This window comes from Arthrobacter sp. Y3221087, from assembly GCF_059089905.1.
Genome location: NZ_JBNHFE010000005.1, coordinates 86,934 through 103,331, shown reverse-complemented (window position 1 = coordinate 103,331; position 16,398 = coordinate 86,934). Strand labels below are relative to the sequence as shown.

The window sequence follows — 16,398 nt, the reverse complement described above, 5'->3', positions numbered from 1 at the left end:
AGTTTTTGTCCAGATATGTCGAGCTAACTTCCCCTGAAGCCTCCATATCTGGACAAAAACTCTAAGGAGGTGGCCGCTGGCTGAGGTGTACGCTCAATGCCCGAAGTGGGCGCGCGGGGGACCCTCCGGCAGCCGCTCCAGAATGTCCTCGGCGATCCTGCGCACCTTGATGTTCCGGTGGCTGGACGCCTTCGCCAGGATGGAAAAGGCCTCGTGGTAGGAGCACCTGTTCTGCGCCATGATGACGCCGCACGCAACGTTGATCGACGTGCGGCTGTCCAGGGCGGAGCGCAGGTCGGTGGCCATGGAGCGGGCGGTATGCAGGTCGATGGCCATCTGCAGGCTGTTGGCTGCAAGACCTGCGAACGAGCGGGCCTCCGCGATGACCTGTAGTGGGAAGGCCTTGGCGTCCTGGGCGAAGAATGCCAGGGCGGCCGGCCTTTCTTCCCGGTGCTGGGTGCCAGCGGTCCCGTCCGGGCCCTTTCTGGTAGCTCCGGCTGCAGCGCCGCCCTCCCTGGCGCCATCGGCGGGGGTCTCGCTGCTCAGCGGCAGCCGCACGCCAAGGACGCTGCCGAAACCGGCCTGCTGCAGCTGGTCACAGTAATGCGGCCAGCGGAAGTCGCCGTTGCGCTGGAGAACTGCCACTGGCTGGCCGCCGGCGAGGACCTCGCGCACCGGGCCCTCAGCCGCCCGGTGCTCCCATTCGAGCAGCCGGACGACTTCTTCCGAGGTGCCGGTGACAGCGGGCGGCTTCTTGGGCTGGTGGACTATGACCCCACATTCGATGCGGAGTCCTGCCTGGCGGACAACGGCCTGCGCGGAAGCGGTCACCAGGCGGGCGAGGGATTCTCCCAACGAGTCAGCGCCGGTCACCAGATCCAGCAGCACGTCCTGGCCGCCGGTACCGGGCGTGGCCACTCCGGCAATGCCGGCTGCCGTGCGGGGGCCCGCGTTCCGCGGCGGAACAGGGGGGCCGACGACGGCTGGGGGAGAGGCCTTGGTCTCGTAGGCCTCCTCGTCGCCGGCCCCGCTCAATACCCGTGTCCGTTGGACCGGGAAGGCCGAACTTATATGTCGTGCATGCATTGCCAGTCTCACACCCCCTCGTGAGCCACGTACCGCGAGCCGCGCCACTTTTGTGTCTGGTAAGAAACCTAGTTGCGGGGCTGTGGGGGATGAACGCGTAGGAGGTACTCGTTTTTGAGATTAGGTAGTACTTGGGTTCGCTGGCCACACCCCGCCCGTTCCCATTGCCGCAGGTGGGTGGCTTGAGGGCCCGACGTCCCCCACGGGGACACTTACTGGAGCGCTTTCTTTCATTTGCTTGACTCCTGCTGCGGGAGTCTCAACAATGGTCGTCTATAACGTTGTAAAAATGGAGTGAGGATATTTTCGTGACTACAGCAGAATCAGCCGCGGCGAAGATCACCGTGGATCCCGCATTTGTGGTGGGCCCTGTCCGGCGGCGCACTTTCGGCGCCTTCGTGGAGCACCTTGGCCGCTGCGTGTACACCGGCATTTTTGAGCCGGAGCACACTTCGGCGGACCAGGACGGCTTCCGCAGGGACGTCCTGGAACTCACCCGTGAACTGGGGGTTTCCACGGTGCGGTACCCCGGCGGCAACTTCGTGTCCGGCTACCGCTGGGAGGATGGTGTGGGCCCGGTGGAGCAGCGCCCGGTGCGGCTGGACCTTGCCTGGCACTCCAGTGACCCCAACCTCGTGGGCGTGGACGAATTCGCCAAGTGGTCCGCCAAGGCTGGGGTGGAGACCATGATGGCCGTCAATCTCGGCACCCGTGGAACGCAGGAAGCGCTGGACCTGCTGGAGTACTGCAACATCGACGGCGGGACGGCCTTCTCGGACCAGCGCCGGGCCAATGGTGCGGAAAAGGGCTACGGCATCAAAATGTGGTGCCTGGGCAACGAGATGGACGGCCCGTGGCAGATCGGCCATAAGAGTGCCCATGAGTACGGCCGGCTCGCGGCGGACACCGCCCGGGGCATGCGAATGATCGATCCGGACCTTGAGCTCGTGGCCTGCGGCAGCTCCGGGCCCACCATGCCCACGTTCGGCGAGTGGGAACACGTGGTGCTCAGCGAGACCTACGACCTGGTGGACCTGGTCTCTGCCCACCAGTATTTCGAGGACTTCGGCGACCTGCAGGAACACCTGTCCGCCGGGCACCGGATGGACGCCTTCATCCGCGACATCGTGGCCCACATCGACCACGTGAAGTCGGTCAAGAAGTCCGACAAGCAGGTCAACATCTCCTTCGACGAGTGGAATGTCTGGCACATGAGCCGCGGTGAATCCACGGCGCCGAGCGGCAAGGACTGGCCGGTGGCCCCCGTGCTGCTGGAAGACATCTACACGGTGGCGGACGCCGTCGTGGTCGGGGACCTGCTGATCACGCTGCTCCGCAACACCGACCGGGTGCACTCAGCGAGCCTGGCGCAGCTGGTGAACGTCATCGCCCCCATCATGACCGAGCCGGGCGGACGTGCCTGGAAGCAGACCACCTTCCACCCGTTCGCCCTGACCTCCCGCCACGCATCGGGCACTGTGCTGCAGCTCGCCGTCGAATCCCCGCTGGTCAGCGGGGGCAAGACGACGGACTTTGCCGCCGTGTCCGCGGTCGCAACCTACGACGCCGACAAGGGCGAAGCGGTGGTGTTCGCCGTCAACCGCTCGGCCACGGACGCGCTGCGGCTGGACGCCGCGGTGTCCGCACTCGGCAACGTCCGCGTGGTGGAGGCCCTCACTTACGCCAACAAGGACCCCTACTGGCAGGCCACCGCAGACGATTCCACCTCCGTCCTGCCCGCGGAGAATGTCACGGCACAGGCCGACGGCGGCCGCCTCACCGCGGAGCTTCCGGCCGTGTCCTGGTCGATGATCCGGCTCGCCGTCGGCAAGTAGCAGCGGGAATGGGTGTTTCAGCGGGGCGCGGATTGCAACAATTAAGCGCCCCGCTGGCCTGGGCGGCAACCTCTGGGAGGATGGACGGCATGGAACTGCACATCACGGGTGATCCCGCCGCCGATAAGTTGTTGAGCGAGGATGACTTTGCGCTCTTGACCGGAATGCTGCTGGACCAGCAGGTGACCATGGAATCGGCGTTCGCAGGGCCGGAAAAGATCAGGACCCGGATCGGATCCCTGAAGCCGGAGGCCGTCGCGGCGCATGATCCGCAGGCGTTCGTGGAGATGTTCAAGGAGCGGCCGGCGGTCCACCGGTTCCCGGGTTCCATGGCTGCCCGGGTCCAGGCACTGGCCGAGGCGGTCCAGACCAACTGGGGTGGTGACGCCGCCGCGATCTGGACCCAGGGCAATCCGGACGGTGCTGAGGTGCTGCGCAGGCTGAAGGCGCTGCCCGGCTTTGGTGACCAGAAAGCCAAAATTTTCCTTGCCCTGCTCGGCAAGCAGCGCGGCCTCCAGGCGCCCGGCTGGCGGGAAGCGGCAGGCCACTACGGCGAGGAGGGTGCCTTCCTGTCCGTCGCGGACATCGTGGATCCCGAGTCGCTCGTCAAGGTGCGTGCCAGCAAGCAGGCTGCCAAGGCTGCGGCGAAGGCCGCAAAGGCCTGACCGCATTCCGGGGGCCGGTTCGCGGGCCGTAGCACAATTGTGACTTGATCCATAGACTTGGCCGGGTTAAGCTCATGCTCTGTTAGCGCTAACAGGGTCGAAGCTACCGGGCCTCCTGTGTTCGGATTCGACGGCGCCAGGCCCTGCTTGGAGCACCCCGGGAACGCTGCAAAAGTCCCGGCTCGGCGGGAGGCATCGATGCCTTCCGCTCCAGCACAGATGCGTGGCTGAAGTAGCCGCGGGAGGAGAATAGCGTGAAATTTAGGAAACTCGTGGGCGCCATAGCCGTCGCCCTGGCACTAACGGTGGGCGCCACCGGCTGTGGGACCCGCGGAGGGGCGGCCGAAACCGGCGGCACGGCCAATCCCAGCGAATCACTCGTCGGCATCTCCATGCCGACCCAGACGTCCGAGCGGTGGATAGCCGACGGGAACAACGTGGAGAAGTCGCTGAAGGAGCTCGGCTACAAAACCGACCTTCAATTCGCCAACGACGACATCCCGACCCAGGTGTCGCAGATTGAGAACATGCTGACCAAGGGCGCCAAGGCCTTGATCATCGCCGCTATCGACGGCACCACCCTGACCGACGTCCTCGCCAAAGCCAAAGAGCAGAATGTCAAAGTGATCGCCTATGACCGGCTGATCAACGGCACGCCGAACGTCGACTACTACACGACCTTCGACAACTACACTGTAGGCGTTCAGCAGGCCACTTCGCTTTTGACCGGCCTCGGGCTCCTTGATGGCCAGGGCAAGAAGGTGGACGGCGTTGGCCCCTTCAACGTCGAACTGTTTGCGGGAAGCCCTGACGACAACAACGCCAACTTCTTCTGGACTGGCGCCATGGACACCCTGAAGCCGTTCCTTGACGCAGGAACGCTCAAGGTTCCCAGCGGCCAGACCAAATTCGAGCAGGCCGCCATCCTGCGCTGGCAGGCCCCTGTGGCCCAGAAGCGGATGGAGGACATCCTCACCGCGGCCTACAGCTCAGGGCAGAAGCTCGACGGCGTCCTGTCCCCGTACGACGGGCTTTCCATCGGCATCATCTCCGCTCTCACGAGCACCGGTGGGTATTCCGGAGGGAACCTTCCGGTCGTGACCGGCCAGGATGCGGAGAAGGGGTCAGTCAAGTCCATTACCGCCGGGGAACAGTACTCGACGATCTTCAAGGACACCCGGGAGCTTGGCAAGCAGGCCGTCAAGATGGTGGACGCCGTCCTCAAGAACGAGGAACCGGAAACCAACGACACCACCACCTACGACAACAAAGTCAAGGTTGTTCCGGCCTACCTGCTGGAGTCCGTGATCATCACCAAGGACAACTACAAGCAGGAACTGATCGACTCCGGCTACTACACAGAAGCTGACGTCAAGTAGGAGCCGGTGAGGTTGCGGCCGGGCTTTCCCGGCCGCAGCCTCGCAGCCCCTGCATGCAGGAGCCAGGCTTCCGCCAGTCAGCGGGAAATGACCATGAACGTACCCATTCTGCAAATGCGGGGAATCACCAAGACGTTCCCCGGCGTGAAGGCCCTCCAGGACGTGACCCTGGACGTGAACCGCGGTGAGGTGCATGCCATCTGCGGCGAAAACGGCGCAGGTAAGTCCACTTTGATGAAGGTGTTGTCCGGGGTTTACCCGCATAACACGTTCGAGGGGGACATACTGTTCGAGAACGAGCCCTGTGGCTTTGCGAGCATCAGCGACAGTGAGAAACGCGGCATTGTCATCATCCATCAGGAACTCGCCCTCAGCCCCTACCTGTCGATCGCCGAGAATATTTTCCTGGGGAACGAACTGTCGACGCGGGGTTGGGTGGACTGGCGCAAGACGAACCTGGAGGCGGCCAAGCTGCTGGCCCGCGTCGGCTTGAATGAAAACCCCGTTACCCCCATCCAGCACATCAGTGTTGGAAAGCAGCAACTCGTCGAGATCGCCAAAGCACTCTCCAAGGAAGTCAAGCTGCTCATCCTCGACGAGCCCACGGCTGCGTTGAACGACGAGGACTCCAATCATCTGCTGGATTTGATCCTGCACCTCAAGGGCCAAGGTGTCACCAGCATCATCATCAGCCACAAACTCAACGAAATCCGGAAGGTGGCCGACGCCGTCACGATCATCCGGGACGGCAAGACGATCGAGACGCTGCGCCTGAACGAAGGGGAGATAACCCAGGAAAGGATCATCCGCGGAATGGTCGGCCGGGACCTGGAAAGCCTCTACCCGGAGCGGACTCCGGTCATTGGTGAGGAGGTCCTGCGCATAGAGGACTGGTCCGTGCAACACCCCCAGGACCATACGCGCACGGTAGTCCAGAACGCGAGCCTGCACGTGCGGAAAGGCGAGGTGGTTGGTTTGGCCGGGCTCATGGGAGCCGGCCGCACGGAACTGGCCATGAGCGTCTTCGGGCGTACCTACGGCCGGGCCGTCTCGGGGAGGGTGCTCAAGTACGGCAAGGAGATCAATACCTCCACGGTTTCCGAGGCCATCCGCCAGGGGCTTGCTTATGCCACGGAGGACCGCAAGCACTACGGGCTGAACCTCATTGAGGACATCAAGCGCAACATCTCCATGGCGAGCCTGGGCAAACTCGCCAACAGGGGCTGGGTGGACAAGAACGAAGAAACGGCTGTGGCCAACCGCTACCGAACGAGCATGAACATCAAGGCTCCCACGGTTGCCGCAGTTACCGGGAAGCTTTCGGGAGGAAACCAGCAGAAGGTCGTCCTCAGCAAATGGATGTTTTCGGACCCCGATGTCCTGATCCTTGATGAACCGACCCGGGGTATTGACGTTGGCGCGAAATTCGAGATCTACACGATCATCGCGAAGCTTGCTGCCGAGGGGAAAGCCGTCATCGTCATCTCCTCCGAACTCCCTGAGCTCCTGGGCATTTGCGACAGGATCTACACCATGTCGGCGGGCCGCGTCACCGGTGAGATCCCCATTGCCGAGGCGTCCCAGGAGACGCTAATGCATTACATGACCCAAGAAAAGGAATAGCGACCATGTCCGCCTTACGAGAATCACTCGGCTTCCTGACGAGCCGCCTCCGCCAGGTCGGCATCTTTGTCGCCCTGATCCTGATCGTCCTGCTCTTCCAAATACTCACCGACGGCATCCTGCTCCAGCCGCAAAACGTGACAAACCTTGTCGTCCAGAACAGCTACATCCTGATTCTGGCCATTGGCATGGTGATGGTGATCATCGCCGGCCATATCGACCTCTCTGTCGGGTCCATCGCCGGCTTCATTGGTGCGGTGTCGGGGGTGATGATAGTTCACTGGGGCTGGGCCTGGTGGATCGCCATTCCCGCCTGCCTGCTGGTGGGGGCGTTAGTGGGTGCCTGGCAGGGGTATTGGATTGCCTATGTGGGCATCCCTGCCTTCATAGTCACCCTTGCCGGAATGCTGATCTTCCGCGGCCTGACCTTGATCACGCTGAAAAACCAGCAGATCACACCTTTTCCCGAGGAGCTGCGCGCGTTGGGCGGGGGCTTCCTGCCAGACATCACGGGAGGCAACTCGGTAGTCGAAATACTCACCGTTATCCTGGGGGTGGGCGGCACGGCGGCCATCGTGTTCCAAGCCCTCAAGGAGCGCCGCGTCCGCCGAAAATTCGATCTTGAAAACGAGCCCATGGCGTGGTTCGCCATTAAAACCGCCTTCATCGCGCTGCTCATGCTCATCATCACGTTCCTGCTGGCGAGCTACCGCGGCACTCCGATCGTCCTGATCGTGCTGGCAGCTTTGGTCATCATCTACTCGGCGCTCATGAATAACAGCATCTTCGGCCGGCACATCTACGCAATCGGCGGCAACCTCCACGCGGCAGAACTTTCAGGTATCAAGACCAAAGCCGTCACTTTCCGGCTCTTTGTCAACATGGGTGTCCTGGCAGCCCTTGCAGGCCTGGTCTTCACCGCCCGCCTAAACTCTGCCCAGCCTGCAGGCGGTACGGGCTTCGAGCTGGACTCCATTGCAGCGGCCTTTATTGGCGGTGCTGCTGTGCAGGGCGGCGTGGGCACGGTCGCCGGAGCCATGATCGGCGGACTGATCATGGGCGTGCTGAACAACGGGATGTCGATCCTCGGCCTTGGAACCGACTACCAACAGCTGATCAAGGGACTGGTCCTCCTGGTGGCCGTTGCCTTTGACATCTTCAATAAGAATCGCGTCGGGGGAGGACCTGCCATCTCCAGCCGGTTCAAGCTCCGGAGAACACCGCCAGCCACCGAGCAGAAGACGGCAGTCACCGAGCCGGTCGAGCCTGTGGGGACTGCCCGCGGCCAGTGAAGCCGGGAGCATTGGCTCTTTCCCGGGGACGTTGAGGGCCCGAGGTGCCTTGTCCAAGCGGACCATAGCTGGTGCGGCGATACGTTCACAATGTGTCGCCGCACCAGCTTTTGGTGTTCCATGGGTCCTGCGCAGCCCCAAACTTCTGCAACGATGTATGTCAGATACTTGCGGAACCACATAAAGGAGCCATGATGGCGGTCACCATGAACGACGTTGCGCGGGCGGCGGGGGTGTCGCTCAAGACTGTTTCCAACGTGCTGAATGACTACGAGTTCATTCGTCCTGCCACCAAGCAGCGCGTCCAGGACGCCATCGCGGAACTGGGCTACGAGGCGAACCTGACAGCGCGGAGCCTGCGGTCAGGGAAAACCAAAATGCTGGGCCTTGTCCTGTCCGATCTTTCGGCACCCTATTATGCGGAGCTTGCTTCCCGGTTGATGAAGGCTGCGTCCCGGCGGGGCTACCGGGTGCTGGTGGAACAGTCGGACGCTGTGGGGGACGTGGAACTGAACGCCCTCCAGGGCCCTTTCCGGCAGCTCACCGACGGGCTGCTGTTCACGCCGCTGAAGGTCGACGCCGATGCCATCGCCGCCGGCCTGGGCAAGAAGCCGATGGTGTTGCTGGGCGAACACATCCTGGATCCCCGCTTCGACCTGGTGACCATGAAAAATGAGGAAGCCGCTGCTGCCCTGACCGCCCACCTGCTGTCGGGCGGCCGCCGTCGCGTTGCCGTGCTCGGTGCCCACCCCGGTGAATCCGCTGGCAGTGCAGGGCTGCGGCTCAACGGCTACCGGAAGGCGCTTGGCCAGGCGGGGGTTCCGTTCGATCCCGCGTTGGTTGCCCAGTGCGAGTGGCGGCGGGACAGCGGGGCCGGCGCCGTGGCCGGTCTCCTGGACAAGGGTGTGGAGTTTGACGCCGTTTTCGGCCTGAACGATGTCATGGCCCTGGGCGCCATGCACGAGCTCCTGATCCGCGGCGTCCGGGTTCCCCAGGAGGTGGCCGTGGCAGGCTTCGACGATATCGACGAGGCCCGGTTTGCCTCACCTTCCCTGACCACGGTCTCGCCGGGAATGGAGGAGATCGCACAGCGCTCGATCGGCCTGCTGGTCGATCGGATCGAGGGGCGGGAAACAACTGGTGAAGGCGTGCACGTGGAAGCCGAATTCCGCCTGCAGGTCCGCCAATCCGCACCCTAGGTTTCGTCCGTCGATCACGGGGTACTTTCCCGGCAGAGTCCAACGAGGGAAAGGCGCCGCATGATTGCACTTCTTGTCATCGATATGCAGAACGCGTTCTTTGAGGCGCCGGAACTGGGCGCGCAGCAGGAGCGGCTGGTCGCTTCGTGCAACAAGTTGTTGGAGGCTTTCGAGGCGAGCGGCCACAAGGCACTGCTGGTGGGCACGGAGCACGAGCGGGATAAGTCCACCTGGACGCTCAATATGCTCGACGACGACCAGGGCTTCATTTTCCGCGGCAGCAAGCAGGCGGAAGCTGTTCCTGGGCTTGCAATAGACGGACTGCCGCAGCTGAACAAAACGCGGGACAGCGCCTTCGTGGGCACCAATTTGCTGTCGCGGCTGCGCAACTGGGGCGCCGACGAGGTGGTGCTGGCCGGGGTGTCCACCCACAACTGCATCGCCCAGACGGGAGCAGACGCCTTCGCCCACAACATCCGCGTCACCTATGCGAAGGACGCGATCGCCTCCGAGGACAACCAGGACGCCGCTGACATGCTGCGGATCCTTTCCACGAGCTACCGCCAGCCCGTCCAGTCCAGCGAAGAGATCCTCGCCCGTCTGAACCGCTGAGTCTCCCCACCTTTAGGGACGGACGACGGCGTGTTCCGGCAACCTGCCGTCGTCCCCGTTGGGCAGGGGGTGCAATCCTGGCGGAATTCAGCGGCCATCGAAGGCGACGCGCTTGTGAGAGCCAGGCATTACAAACCTGAAACGTGGCGGAAACGTCCGCAACCTACTGTGGGTCCCACGCTGCCGCACCAGCGGCCCGTTGAAGGGAACCCTATGCATCTGATGCCCCGTGAGCAGGAAAAGCTTCTGATCGTGGTGGCGGCCGACCTCGCCAGACGGCGGCAGGCGCGGGGGCTCAAGCTGAACTACCCGGAGGCGGTGGCCATCATCAGCTACGAGCTGATGGAGGGGGCACGGGACGGGCGCAGCGTGGCCGAACTCATGAGCTACGGGACCACCCTTCTCGCCCGCGACGACGTGATGGAAGGCGTTCCCGAGATGATCCATGACGTCCAGATCGAGGCGACGTTTCCGGACGGCACCAAGCTCGTTACCGTCCACGACCCGATCCGCTAGGGGCGCCACATGATTCCCGGAGAGTACATCCTGCGGCCCGAGCCGGTGACGGCCAACGCGGGGCGCGAGGCCATCGACGTCGAGGTGACGAATACCGGCGACCGGCCGGTCCAGGTGGGCTCGCACTTCCACTTCGCCGAAGCAAACCCTTCCCTGGCCTTTGACCGGCAGGCAGCCTACGGCCGCCGGCTGGACATCCCGGCCGGAACCGCGGCCCGGTTTGAACCCGGCGACTCGCGCAGCGTGCGGCTGATCGAACTCGCCGGGACCCGCGAAGTGCACGGGCTCAGCAACGCGGTCAACGGAAAGCTCGACGGCGGCACGCACCTCGGAAACCCGGCCTGGCCGGGTGCCGCAGCGGAAGGGGACCAGCAGTGAGCTTCGAGATGCCACGCCGGCAGTACGCCGACCTGTACGGTCCGACGGCGGGCGACGCCATCCGCTTGGCGGACACGGAGCTGTTCCTCGAGATCGAGAAGGACCTCACCGTGTACGGCGAGGAGGTGGTGTTCGGCGGCGGCAAGGTGATCCGGGACGGCATGGGCCAGAACGGCCAGGCGGTCCGCGATGAAGGCGTTCCGGACACCGTCATCACCAACGCCGTGATCCTGGACTACACCGGCATCTACAAAGCGGACGTGGCGCTCAAAGACGGCCACATCTTCAAGATCGGCAAGGCCGGCAACCCCCAGATCACGGACGGCGTGGATATCGTGATCGGTGCCAGCACGGAGATCATCGCCGGGGAACGCAAGATCCTCACCGCCGGGGGAGTGGACACCCACATCCACTTCATCTCCCCGGGCCAGGTGGCCACCGCCCTCACCAGCGGCGTGACCACCATGATCGGCGGCGGTACGGGCCCGGCCGAAGGAACCAAGGCCACCACCGTCACCCCCGGGATGTGGCACATCCAGCGGATGCTGCAGGCGGCCGAAGGCTTCCCCATGAACATCGGCTTGCTCGGCAAGGGCCATGCGTCCGCCGTCGAACCCCTGGCCGAACAGATCCGCGCCGGTGCCATCGGGCTGAAAGTCCACGAGGACTGGGGTTCCACGCATTCGTCCATTGATACCTCCCTGAAGGTGGCGGACGAGTACGACGTCCAGGTGGCCATCCACACGGACACCCTCAACGAGTGCGGCTTCGTGGAGGACACCATCCGGGCCATCGGCGGCCGCGTCATCCACACCTTCCACACCGAAGGTGCCGGCGGCGGCCACGCACCGGACATCATCAAGATCGCCGGCATGCCCAACGTCCTGCCCGCGTCCACCAACCCCACGCTGCCCTACACGCGCAACACCATCGAAGAGCATTTGGACATGCTGATGGTCTGCCACCACCTCAATCCGGACATTCCCGAGGACGTCGCCTTCGCCGATTCGCGCATCCGGGCCGAGACCATCGCGGCCGAGGACGTCCTGCAGGACCTGGGCATCTTCTCAATCACCTCCTCCGATTCCCAGGCCATGGGACGCGTGGGCGAGGTGGTCACCCGCACCTGGCAGGTGGCGGACAAGATGAAGAAGCAGCGCGGTGTGCTGGAAGACCCCGACGGTACGGCTGACAACGCTGCCGGTACTCACGGCTCCGCGGGCAGCGACAACTTCCGGCTCAAGCGCTACGTGGCCAAGTACACCATCAATCCGGCCATCGCCCAGGGCATCGCAGACGCGGTGGGCTCCGTTGAGGAGGGCAAGTTCGCGGACCTGGTCCTCTGGGATCCGGCATTCTTCGGCGTCAAACCGGAGTTGGTGATCAAGGGCGGGCAGATCGCGTATGCCCTGATGGGGGATGCCAACGCGTCCATCCCCACTCCGCAGCCGCGGACCATGCGGCCCATGTTCGGGGCCTACGGGAAGGCGGTGCAGCAATGCTCCATCACGTTCCTCTCACAGGCGGCCATTGACGCCGGGGTGCCGGAGGAGCTGGGGCTGGAGAAGGTCATCCGTCCCGTGTCCGGGATCCGCACCCTCACCAAGGCGGACCTGAAGTACAACGACGCGACGCCGGACATCCAGGTTGACCCGGAGACCTACCAGGTACGGGTCGACGGCGAGGACGTCACCTGTGATCCCGCCGACGTCCTGCCCATGGCCCAGCGCTACTTCCTTTTCTAGCCCTTCGGAGAACGACGTGATTATCGACAAAGTCCTCGGCAATCTGCACGAGCTGCCCGAAACGGACCTCGCAGCGTACGCCGGCCTGCACCGGGAGAAGGTGGTGCTGCCCAGCGCCCAGTTGGTCAAGCGCATCCAGCGCGCCACCACGGACCACGGCAAGGAAATCGGCATCCGCCTTCCCACCGGCTCCGGCGACCTCCGCGACGGCGACATCCTGCTTGTTGAAGACTCAAACATGATCGTGGTGTCCGTGCTGCCCACGGACGTCCTGGTCATCGCACCGCGGTCCATCCACGAGATGGGCGTCGTTGCCCACTCGCTTGGCAACCGGCACTTGCAGGCACAGTTCTTTGACTCGGCTTCGGAATATGAGGCCGAGGTCATGGTGTGCGCCTACGACCACACCGTCGAGGACTACCTCAAACACGCCGGAGTGCCCTACTCCCGGCAGGAACGCGTCATGCCCGTACCTTTTCGCCATGCCGAGCACTCGCACTAGTACCAGCGTCACGCTGGCTGCGGTAGCGGGTGAAGGGGGCTGTGCCCGTCCCCAGGCGCTCCCAACCCTCGCAAGCTCGGGTCGGGGCCCTCGCGCTAGTGGGCCCCCCGCGCGGCCCACCACGCCGCAGCCCCCTTCACCCGCCACCGCCAGGGTGGGCAGTTACCAGCTCGCGCTGCAGCAGCTTGTTGACTCCGCGCTTCCTACTGGGGCTTTTGCCCACTCTTTTGGGTTTGAAACGTACCTCGATCGGGGGGTCGTCTTTGATGAGGCTTCTTTTGGGCGGTGGTTGTCCGTCTTTATGGCGCAGCCGCTGACTTATTCGGATGGGCTTGCCGTCCGGTTTCTCTATGAGGGGTGGGAGGTGCCGGAACTTGATGCCCTTTTGTCGGCGTCTTTGTTGCCGCGGCAGGTCCGGGAGGCCAGCACCAAAATGGGGCTTCGGTTGCTGGAGATCGGCGGGGAGGTGTTCCCCTCCCCTGCGCTGGAACTGTACAGGGACCTGGTGACCACTGGCAGGGCCGCCGGACACCAGCCACTGGCGTTCGCCGTCGTCGCACGTTCACTGGGAGTGCCCCAGCAGGAGGCGCTCGCCGCCTACTTCTTCGCCACCGCCACGTCACTGACGCAAAACGCCGTCCGCGCCATCCCGCTCGGTCAGAACGCCGGGCAGCGGGTGCTGCGGAAGGCCCACGACGACGTCGCTGCCGCCGTCGAGCGGGTGGCCCACCTGGCGCCGGACGACTTCGGGGCCCTCACCCCCGGACTGGAAATTTCACAAATGCGGCACGAACGCCAGCGTGCCCGGATGTTCATGAGCTGACTGTGCTTGTGGATGCAAAGGAGGACACCATGACTGAACCCATCAAGATCGGCATCGGCGGGCCCGTGGGCGCCGGCAAAACCCAGCTCGTGGAACGGCTCACCCGGCACATGAGCGGCGAAATCTCCATGGCCGCCATCACCAACGACATCTACACCATTGAGGACGCCAAAATCCTCGCCGCCAACGGCATCCTGCCCATAGACCGGATCATCGGCGTGGAAACCGGCGGCTGTCCGCACACCGCCATCCGCGAAGACACCTCGATGAACACCGCGGCCATCGAGGAACTCAAGGCCCGGCACCCCGACCTGCAGGTGATCTTCGTCGAATCCGGCGGCGACAACCTTTCCGCCACCTTCAGCCCCGAACTCGTCGACTTCTCCATCTACATCATCGACGTGGCCCAAGGCGAGAAAATCCCCCGCAAAGCCGGCCAGGGCATGATCAAGTCCGACCTCTTCATCATCAACAAAACCGACCTCGCCCCCCACGTCGGCGCGGATCTGTCCGTCATGGAACGGGATTCCCGCGAGTTCCGTGGCAACAAACCGTTCTGTTTCACCAACCTCAAAACCGACGAAGGGCTCGGCAAGGTCATCGACTGGATCCGGCGCGACGTCCTGATGCTTGATTTGGCCCAATGAGCACGACGGCGGCACCGTTGCCCAAGGCGGGCATCTCACCTGGGCCTGCGACCGCGGGTGATAGGGGCCGTGCCCGCTTCGCGGTGCCCGCCACGCCGCGGCCCCTATCACCCGCGTCCGCTGATCGGCCCGAGATGGGCCGGTTGGAGCTTGGGGTCGCCTTGCGTGGGCAGCGGTCCGTGGCCGCGCACCAGTACCATCAGGGCGCGCTTCGTGTTTTGCGGCCCCATTATCTGGATGATTCCGGGCAGGTTTGCTATGTCGTGGTGAATCCTGGCGGGGCTTACCTTGGGGCTGATCTTTTCCTGCTTGATGTTGAAGTTGGGGATGGGGCAGACCTCCTTTTGACTACGCAATCCGCGACCAAGGTCTACCGGACTCCTGGGTCTTTTGCGGAGCAGCGGATGAACCTGCGGCTTGGGGACGGGGCGCGGCTGGAGCTGATGCCGGACCAGCTCATCGCCTACCGCGAGGCCAGCTACCGGCAACGGACCTGCGTGACTGTCCGTCCGTCGTCGTCGCTGGTGATGGCGGAAGTTGTGACGCCGGGCTGGTCGCCGGACGGGGCGGGCTTCCGGTACGAGGAAATCCGGCTGCGGAACGAGATCCGGATCGAAACGGACGACGGCGCCGGCCTGCTGGTACTGGACAATCTGCTGATCCGGCCGCCCGCGGGTGACGTGACGGGCCTGGGATTCATGGAGGGCTACAGCCACCTGGGATCGCTGGTGGTGGTGGACGCCCGCGTGGACCAGGCGCTCGCCGACGAACTGAACGAGCTCACGGGCAAACACGACGCCCTGGCTGGGATCTCACTCACCCGCCCTGTCTCGGGGACCACGGGCATGGTGCTGCGTGCCTTGTCCAACAGCACCGGGGAACTGAACCGCCTGCTTGCTGGCTGCACCAACCTCCTGCGGGAACGCTGGCACGGGCAGGGACCGCTCAACCTGAGGAAACACTGATGACGGCTCTGACAACCATCACCGCGCTGTACCGGGAGCGGGAAACCCTGCCGCTGCGGACCCGGATACTGTTCACCTTCGGTGCCGTGGCCGCCCTGCACGCGGCCGCCGTCGTACTCCTGCTCTCCGGAAACGCCGGCTTAGCAGGGACGCAGGCACTCACCTGGGGCCTGATCCTGACCGCCTACCTGGCCGGCGTCAAGCACAGCTACGACTGGGACCACCTCGCGGCCATCGACAACTCGACACGGAAGTTCGTGGCCCAGCGGCAGGAGCCTGTCAGCGTCGGGTTCGCCTTCAGCCTGGGGCACAGCTCGGTGGTGGCCCTGGCGGGCGTGCTGGTCATCGCGGGGGCGGCAGTGGTGGGTGAATTCATGGCGGACGGGTCCACCGGAAACTTGGTCCTCGGACTGGTGGGCAGCGGGGTGTCCGGACTGTTCCTGCTGGCGATGGGCCTGTTCAACGGCTCCGCGTTTGCCCGGTCCGCGGAGGCCTACCGCCGGGCACGCACGGGTGCCGCCGTCGATCTCCGCGACCTGGAACCGCGGGGACTGGTGGCGCGGCTCCTTGCCAAGCCGCTGTCCCGGGTGCGGCGGCCGCGGAATATCTACGTGATAGGTTTCCTGTTCGGGCTCGGCTTCGACACCGCCACCACCATCGGGCTGCTGATGATGACGACGGCGGCATCGCTGGCCGGGGTGCCGGCGTTCACCCTGCTTGCCCTGCCGCTGGCCTTCGCTGCGGCCATGACGCTCTGCGATTCCCTCAACGGCATGGCCATGATGCGCATGTACCGCTCGGCTCTGGACGACCCCCAGCGGAAGCTGGGCTTCAATGCCCTGGTCACGGGCATCTCTGCTTTCTCGGCCCTGTTCATCGCCGTGATCACGCTCGGCGGCTTCCTCGAATCGGCCTTCTCCTTGGAACACCCGGTTACCGGCTGGCTGGGGTCAATCGACCTGGGTGAAGCCGGGCTCCTGCTGGTGGCGCTGCTGCTGGCGGTGTGGGGCGCCGCCGCGCTCAAGGGACGAACGGCCGTCAAAAGTAGAACGGAATGCTGACAGGAGTGCTGGATTTGGAGCGCACCGAAGGCCCAGTAACCCCGAAAACGGTGATTATTACGCGAGCAGT

Annotated in this window: 16 protein-coding genes; 15 read left to right on the top strand and 1 reads right to left on the bottom strand. The window is 64.2% G+C overall.

All coding sequences use genetic code 11. The annotated features are described in order from the left end of the window. Positions 1-93: 93 nt before the first annotated feature. Positions 94-1,035 carry a GAF and ANTAR domain-containing protein gene (locus tag AC5RUO_RS15555; RefSeq protein ID WP_494103981.1) on the bottom strand — a complete coding sequence of 314 codons (942 nt, stop codon included), beginning with the start codon at positions 1,033-1,035 and terminating at the stop codon, positions 94-96. Positions 1,036-1,394: 359 nt separating this feature from the next. Between AC5RUO_RS15555 and arfA the strand changes: the two genes are divergently transcribed. From arfA to AC5RUO_RS15480, 15 genes are all read left to right on the top strand, one after another. Beyond that, positions 1,395-2,921, top strand: a complete 1,527-nt coding sequence (gene arfA / locus AC5RUO_RS15550) for an arabinosylfuranosidase ArfA (RefSeq protein ID WP_494103980.1) — start codon at positions 1,395-1,397, stop codon at positions 2,919-2,921. A gap of 80 nt (positions 2,922-3,001) precedes the next feature. Continuing rightward, positions 3,002-3,586, top strand: coding sequence for an HhH-GPD-type base excision DNA repair protein (locus AC5RUO_RS15545; RefSeq protein ID WP_494052603.1), 585 nt, complete (start codon positions 3,002-3,004; stop codon positions 3,584-3,586). Positions 3,587-3,840: 254 nt separating this feature from the next. Further along, the gene (gene chvE, locus AC5RUO_RS15540) at positions 3,841-4,965 is read left to right on the top strand and encodes a multiple monosaccharide ABC transporter substrate-binding protein (RefSeq protein ID WP_494011808.1); all 1,125 of its coding nucleotides are present in this window, start codon (positions 3,841-3,843) and stop codon (positions 4,963-4,965) included. A gap of 93 nt (positions 4,966-5,058) precedes the next feature. Beyond that, positions 5,059-6,588 carry a multiple monosaccharide ABC transporter ATP-binding protein gene (mmsA, locus tag AC5RUO_RS15535; RefSeq protein ID WP_494103979.1) on the top strand — a complete coding sequence of 510 codons (1,530 nt, stop codon included), beginning with the start codon at positions 5,059-5,061 and terminating at the stop codon, positions 6,586-6,588. A gap of 5 nt (positions 6,589-6,593) precedes the next feature. Continuing rightward, the gene (gene mmsB / locus AC5RUO_RS15530) at positions 6,594-7,880 is read left to right on the top strand and encodes a multiple monosaccharide ABC transporter permease (protein WP_494011806.1); all 1,287 of its coding nucleotides are present in this window, start codon (positions 6,594-6,596) and stop codon (positions 7,878-7,880) included. Positions 7,881-8,074: 194 nt separating this feature from the next. Then, positions 8,075-9,079: a LacI family DNA-binding transcriptional regulator gene (locus tag AC5RUO_RS15525; protein ID WP_494103978.1), complete on the top strand. Its 1,005-nt coding sequence runs from the start codon at positions 8,075-8,077 to the stop codon at positions 9,077-9,079. A 60-nt stretch (positions 9,080-9,139) separates the two neighbouring features. Then, entirely contained in the window at positions 9,140-9,691 is a 552-nt protein-coding gene (locus AC5RUO_RS15520; protein ID WP_494103977.1) for a cysteine hydrolase family protein, read from the top strand. Between the two features lie 213 nt (positions 9,692-9,904). Beyond that, positions 9,905-10,207, top strand: a complete 303-nt coding sequence (locus AC5RUO_RS15515) for an urease subunit gamma (protein ID WP_494011804.1) — start codon at positions 9,905-9,907, stop codon at positions 10,205-10,207. Between the two features lie 9 nt (positions 10,208-10,216). Continuing rightward, positions 10,217-10,585, top strand: a complete 369-nt coding sequence (locus AC5RUO_RS15510) for an urease subunit beta (RefSeq protein ID WP_494011803.1) — start codon at positions 10,217-10,219, stop codon at positions 10,583-10,585. Further along, positions 10,582-12,330: an urease subunit alpha gene (ureC, locus tag AC5RUO_RS15505; RefSeq protein WP_494103976.1), complete on the top strand. Its 1,749-nt coding sequence runs from the start codon at positions 10,582-10,584 to the stop codon at positions 12,328-12,330. Before AC5RUO_RS15510 ends, ureC begins: the two co-directional genes overlap by 4 nt. Positions 12,331-12,346: 16 nt before the next feature. Next, the gene (ureE, locus tag AC5RUO_RS15500; protein ID WP_494011801.1) at positions 12,347-12,832 is read left to right on the top strand and encodes an urease accessory protein UreE; all 486 of its coding nucleotides are present in this window, start codon (positions 12,347-12,349) and stop codon (positions 12,830-12,832) included. A gap of 154 nt (positions 12,833-12,986) precedes the next feature. Then, positions 12,987-13,655 (top strand): urease accessory protein UreF, encoded by a 669-nt coding sequence (locus tag AC5RUO_RS15495; RefSeq protein WP_494103975.1) that lies wholly within the window; start codon positions 12,987-12,989, stop codon positions 13,653-13,655. A gap of 29 nt (positions 13,656-13,684) precedes the next feature. After that, positions 13,685-14,302 (top strand): urease accessory protein UreG, encoded by a 618-nt coding sequence (gene ureG / locus AC5RUO_RS15490; protein WP_494011799.1) that lies wholly within the window; start codon positions 13,685-13,687, stop codon positions 14,300-14,302. After that, positions 14,299-15,267, top strand: a complete 969-nt coding sequence (locus tag AC5RUO_RS15485; protein WP_494103974.1) for an urease accessory protein UreD — start codon at positions 14,299-14,301, stop codon at positions 15,265-15,267. Before ureG ends, AC5RUO_RS15485 begins: the two co-directional genes overlap by 4 nt. Beyond that, positions 15,267-16,328, top strand: coding sequence for a HoxN/HupN/NixA family nickel/cobalt transporter (locus AC5RUO_RS15480; protein WP_494103973.1), 1,062 nt, complete (start codon positions 15,267-15,269; stop codon positions 16,326-16,328). The genes AC5RUO_RS15485 and AC5RUO_RS15480 overlap by 1 nt, the downstream gene beginning before the upstream one ends. The last annotated feature ends 70 nt before the right edge of the window (positions 16,329-16,398 follow it).

What these genes read in the sequence shown, in the direction of transcription:
- AC5RUO_RS15545 (WP_494052603.1), top strand. Translation starts at nt 3,002, where the DNA reads ATGGACGGCATGGAACTGCACATCACGGGTGATCCCGCCGCCGATAAG.
- mmsA (WP_494103979.1), top strand. Translation starts at nt 5,059, where the DNA reads ATGAACGTACCCATTCTGCAAATGCGGGGAATCACCAAGACGTTCCCC.
- mmsB (WP_494011806.1), top strand. Translation starts at nt 6,594, where the DNA reads ATGTCCGCCTTACGAGAATCACTCGGCTTCCTGACGAGCCGCCTCCGC.
- AC5RUO_RS15525 (WP_494103978.1), top strand. Translation starts at nt 8,075, where the DNA reads ATGGCGGTCACCATGAACGACGTTGCGCGGGCGGCGGGGGTGTCGCTC.
- AC5RUO_RS15520 (WP_494103977.1), top strand. Translation starts at nt 9,140, where the DNA reads ATGATTGCACTTCTTGTCATCGATATGCAGAACGCGTTCTTTGAGGCG.
- AC5RUO_RS15515 (WP_494011804.1), top strand. Translation starts at nt 9,905, where the DNA reads ATGCATCTGATGCCCCGTGAGCAGGAAAAGCTTCTGATCGTGGTGGCG.
- AC5RUO_RS15510 (WP_494011803.1), top strand. Translation starts at nt 10,217, where the DNA reads ATGATTCCCGGAGAGTACATCCTGCGGCCCGAGCCGGTGACGGCCAAC.
- ureG (WP_494011799.1), top strand. Translation starts at nt 13,685, where the DNA reads ATGACTGAACCCATCAAGATCGGCATCGGCGGGCCCGTGGGCGCCGGC.
- AC5RUO_RS15485 (WP_494103974.1), top strand. Translation starts at nt 14,299, where the DNA reads ATGAGCACGACGGCGGCACCGTTGCCCAAGGCGGGCATCTCACCTGGG.
- AC5RUO_RS15480 (WP_494103973.1), top strand. Translation starts at nt 15,267, where the DNA reads ATGACGGCTCTGACAACCATCACCGCGCTGTACCGGGAGCGGGAAACC.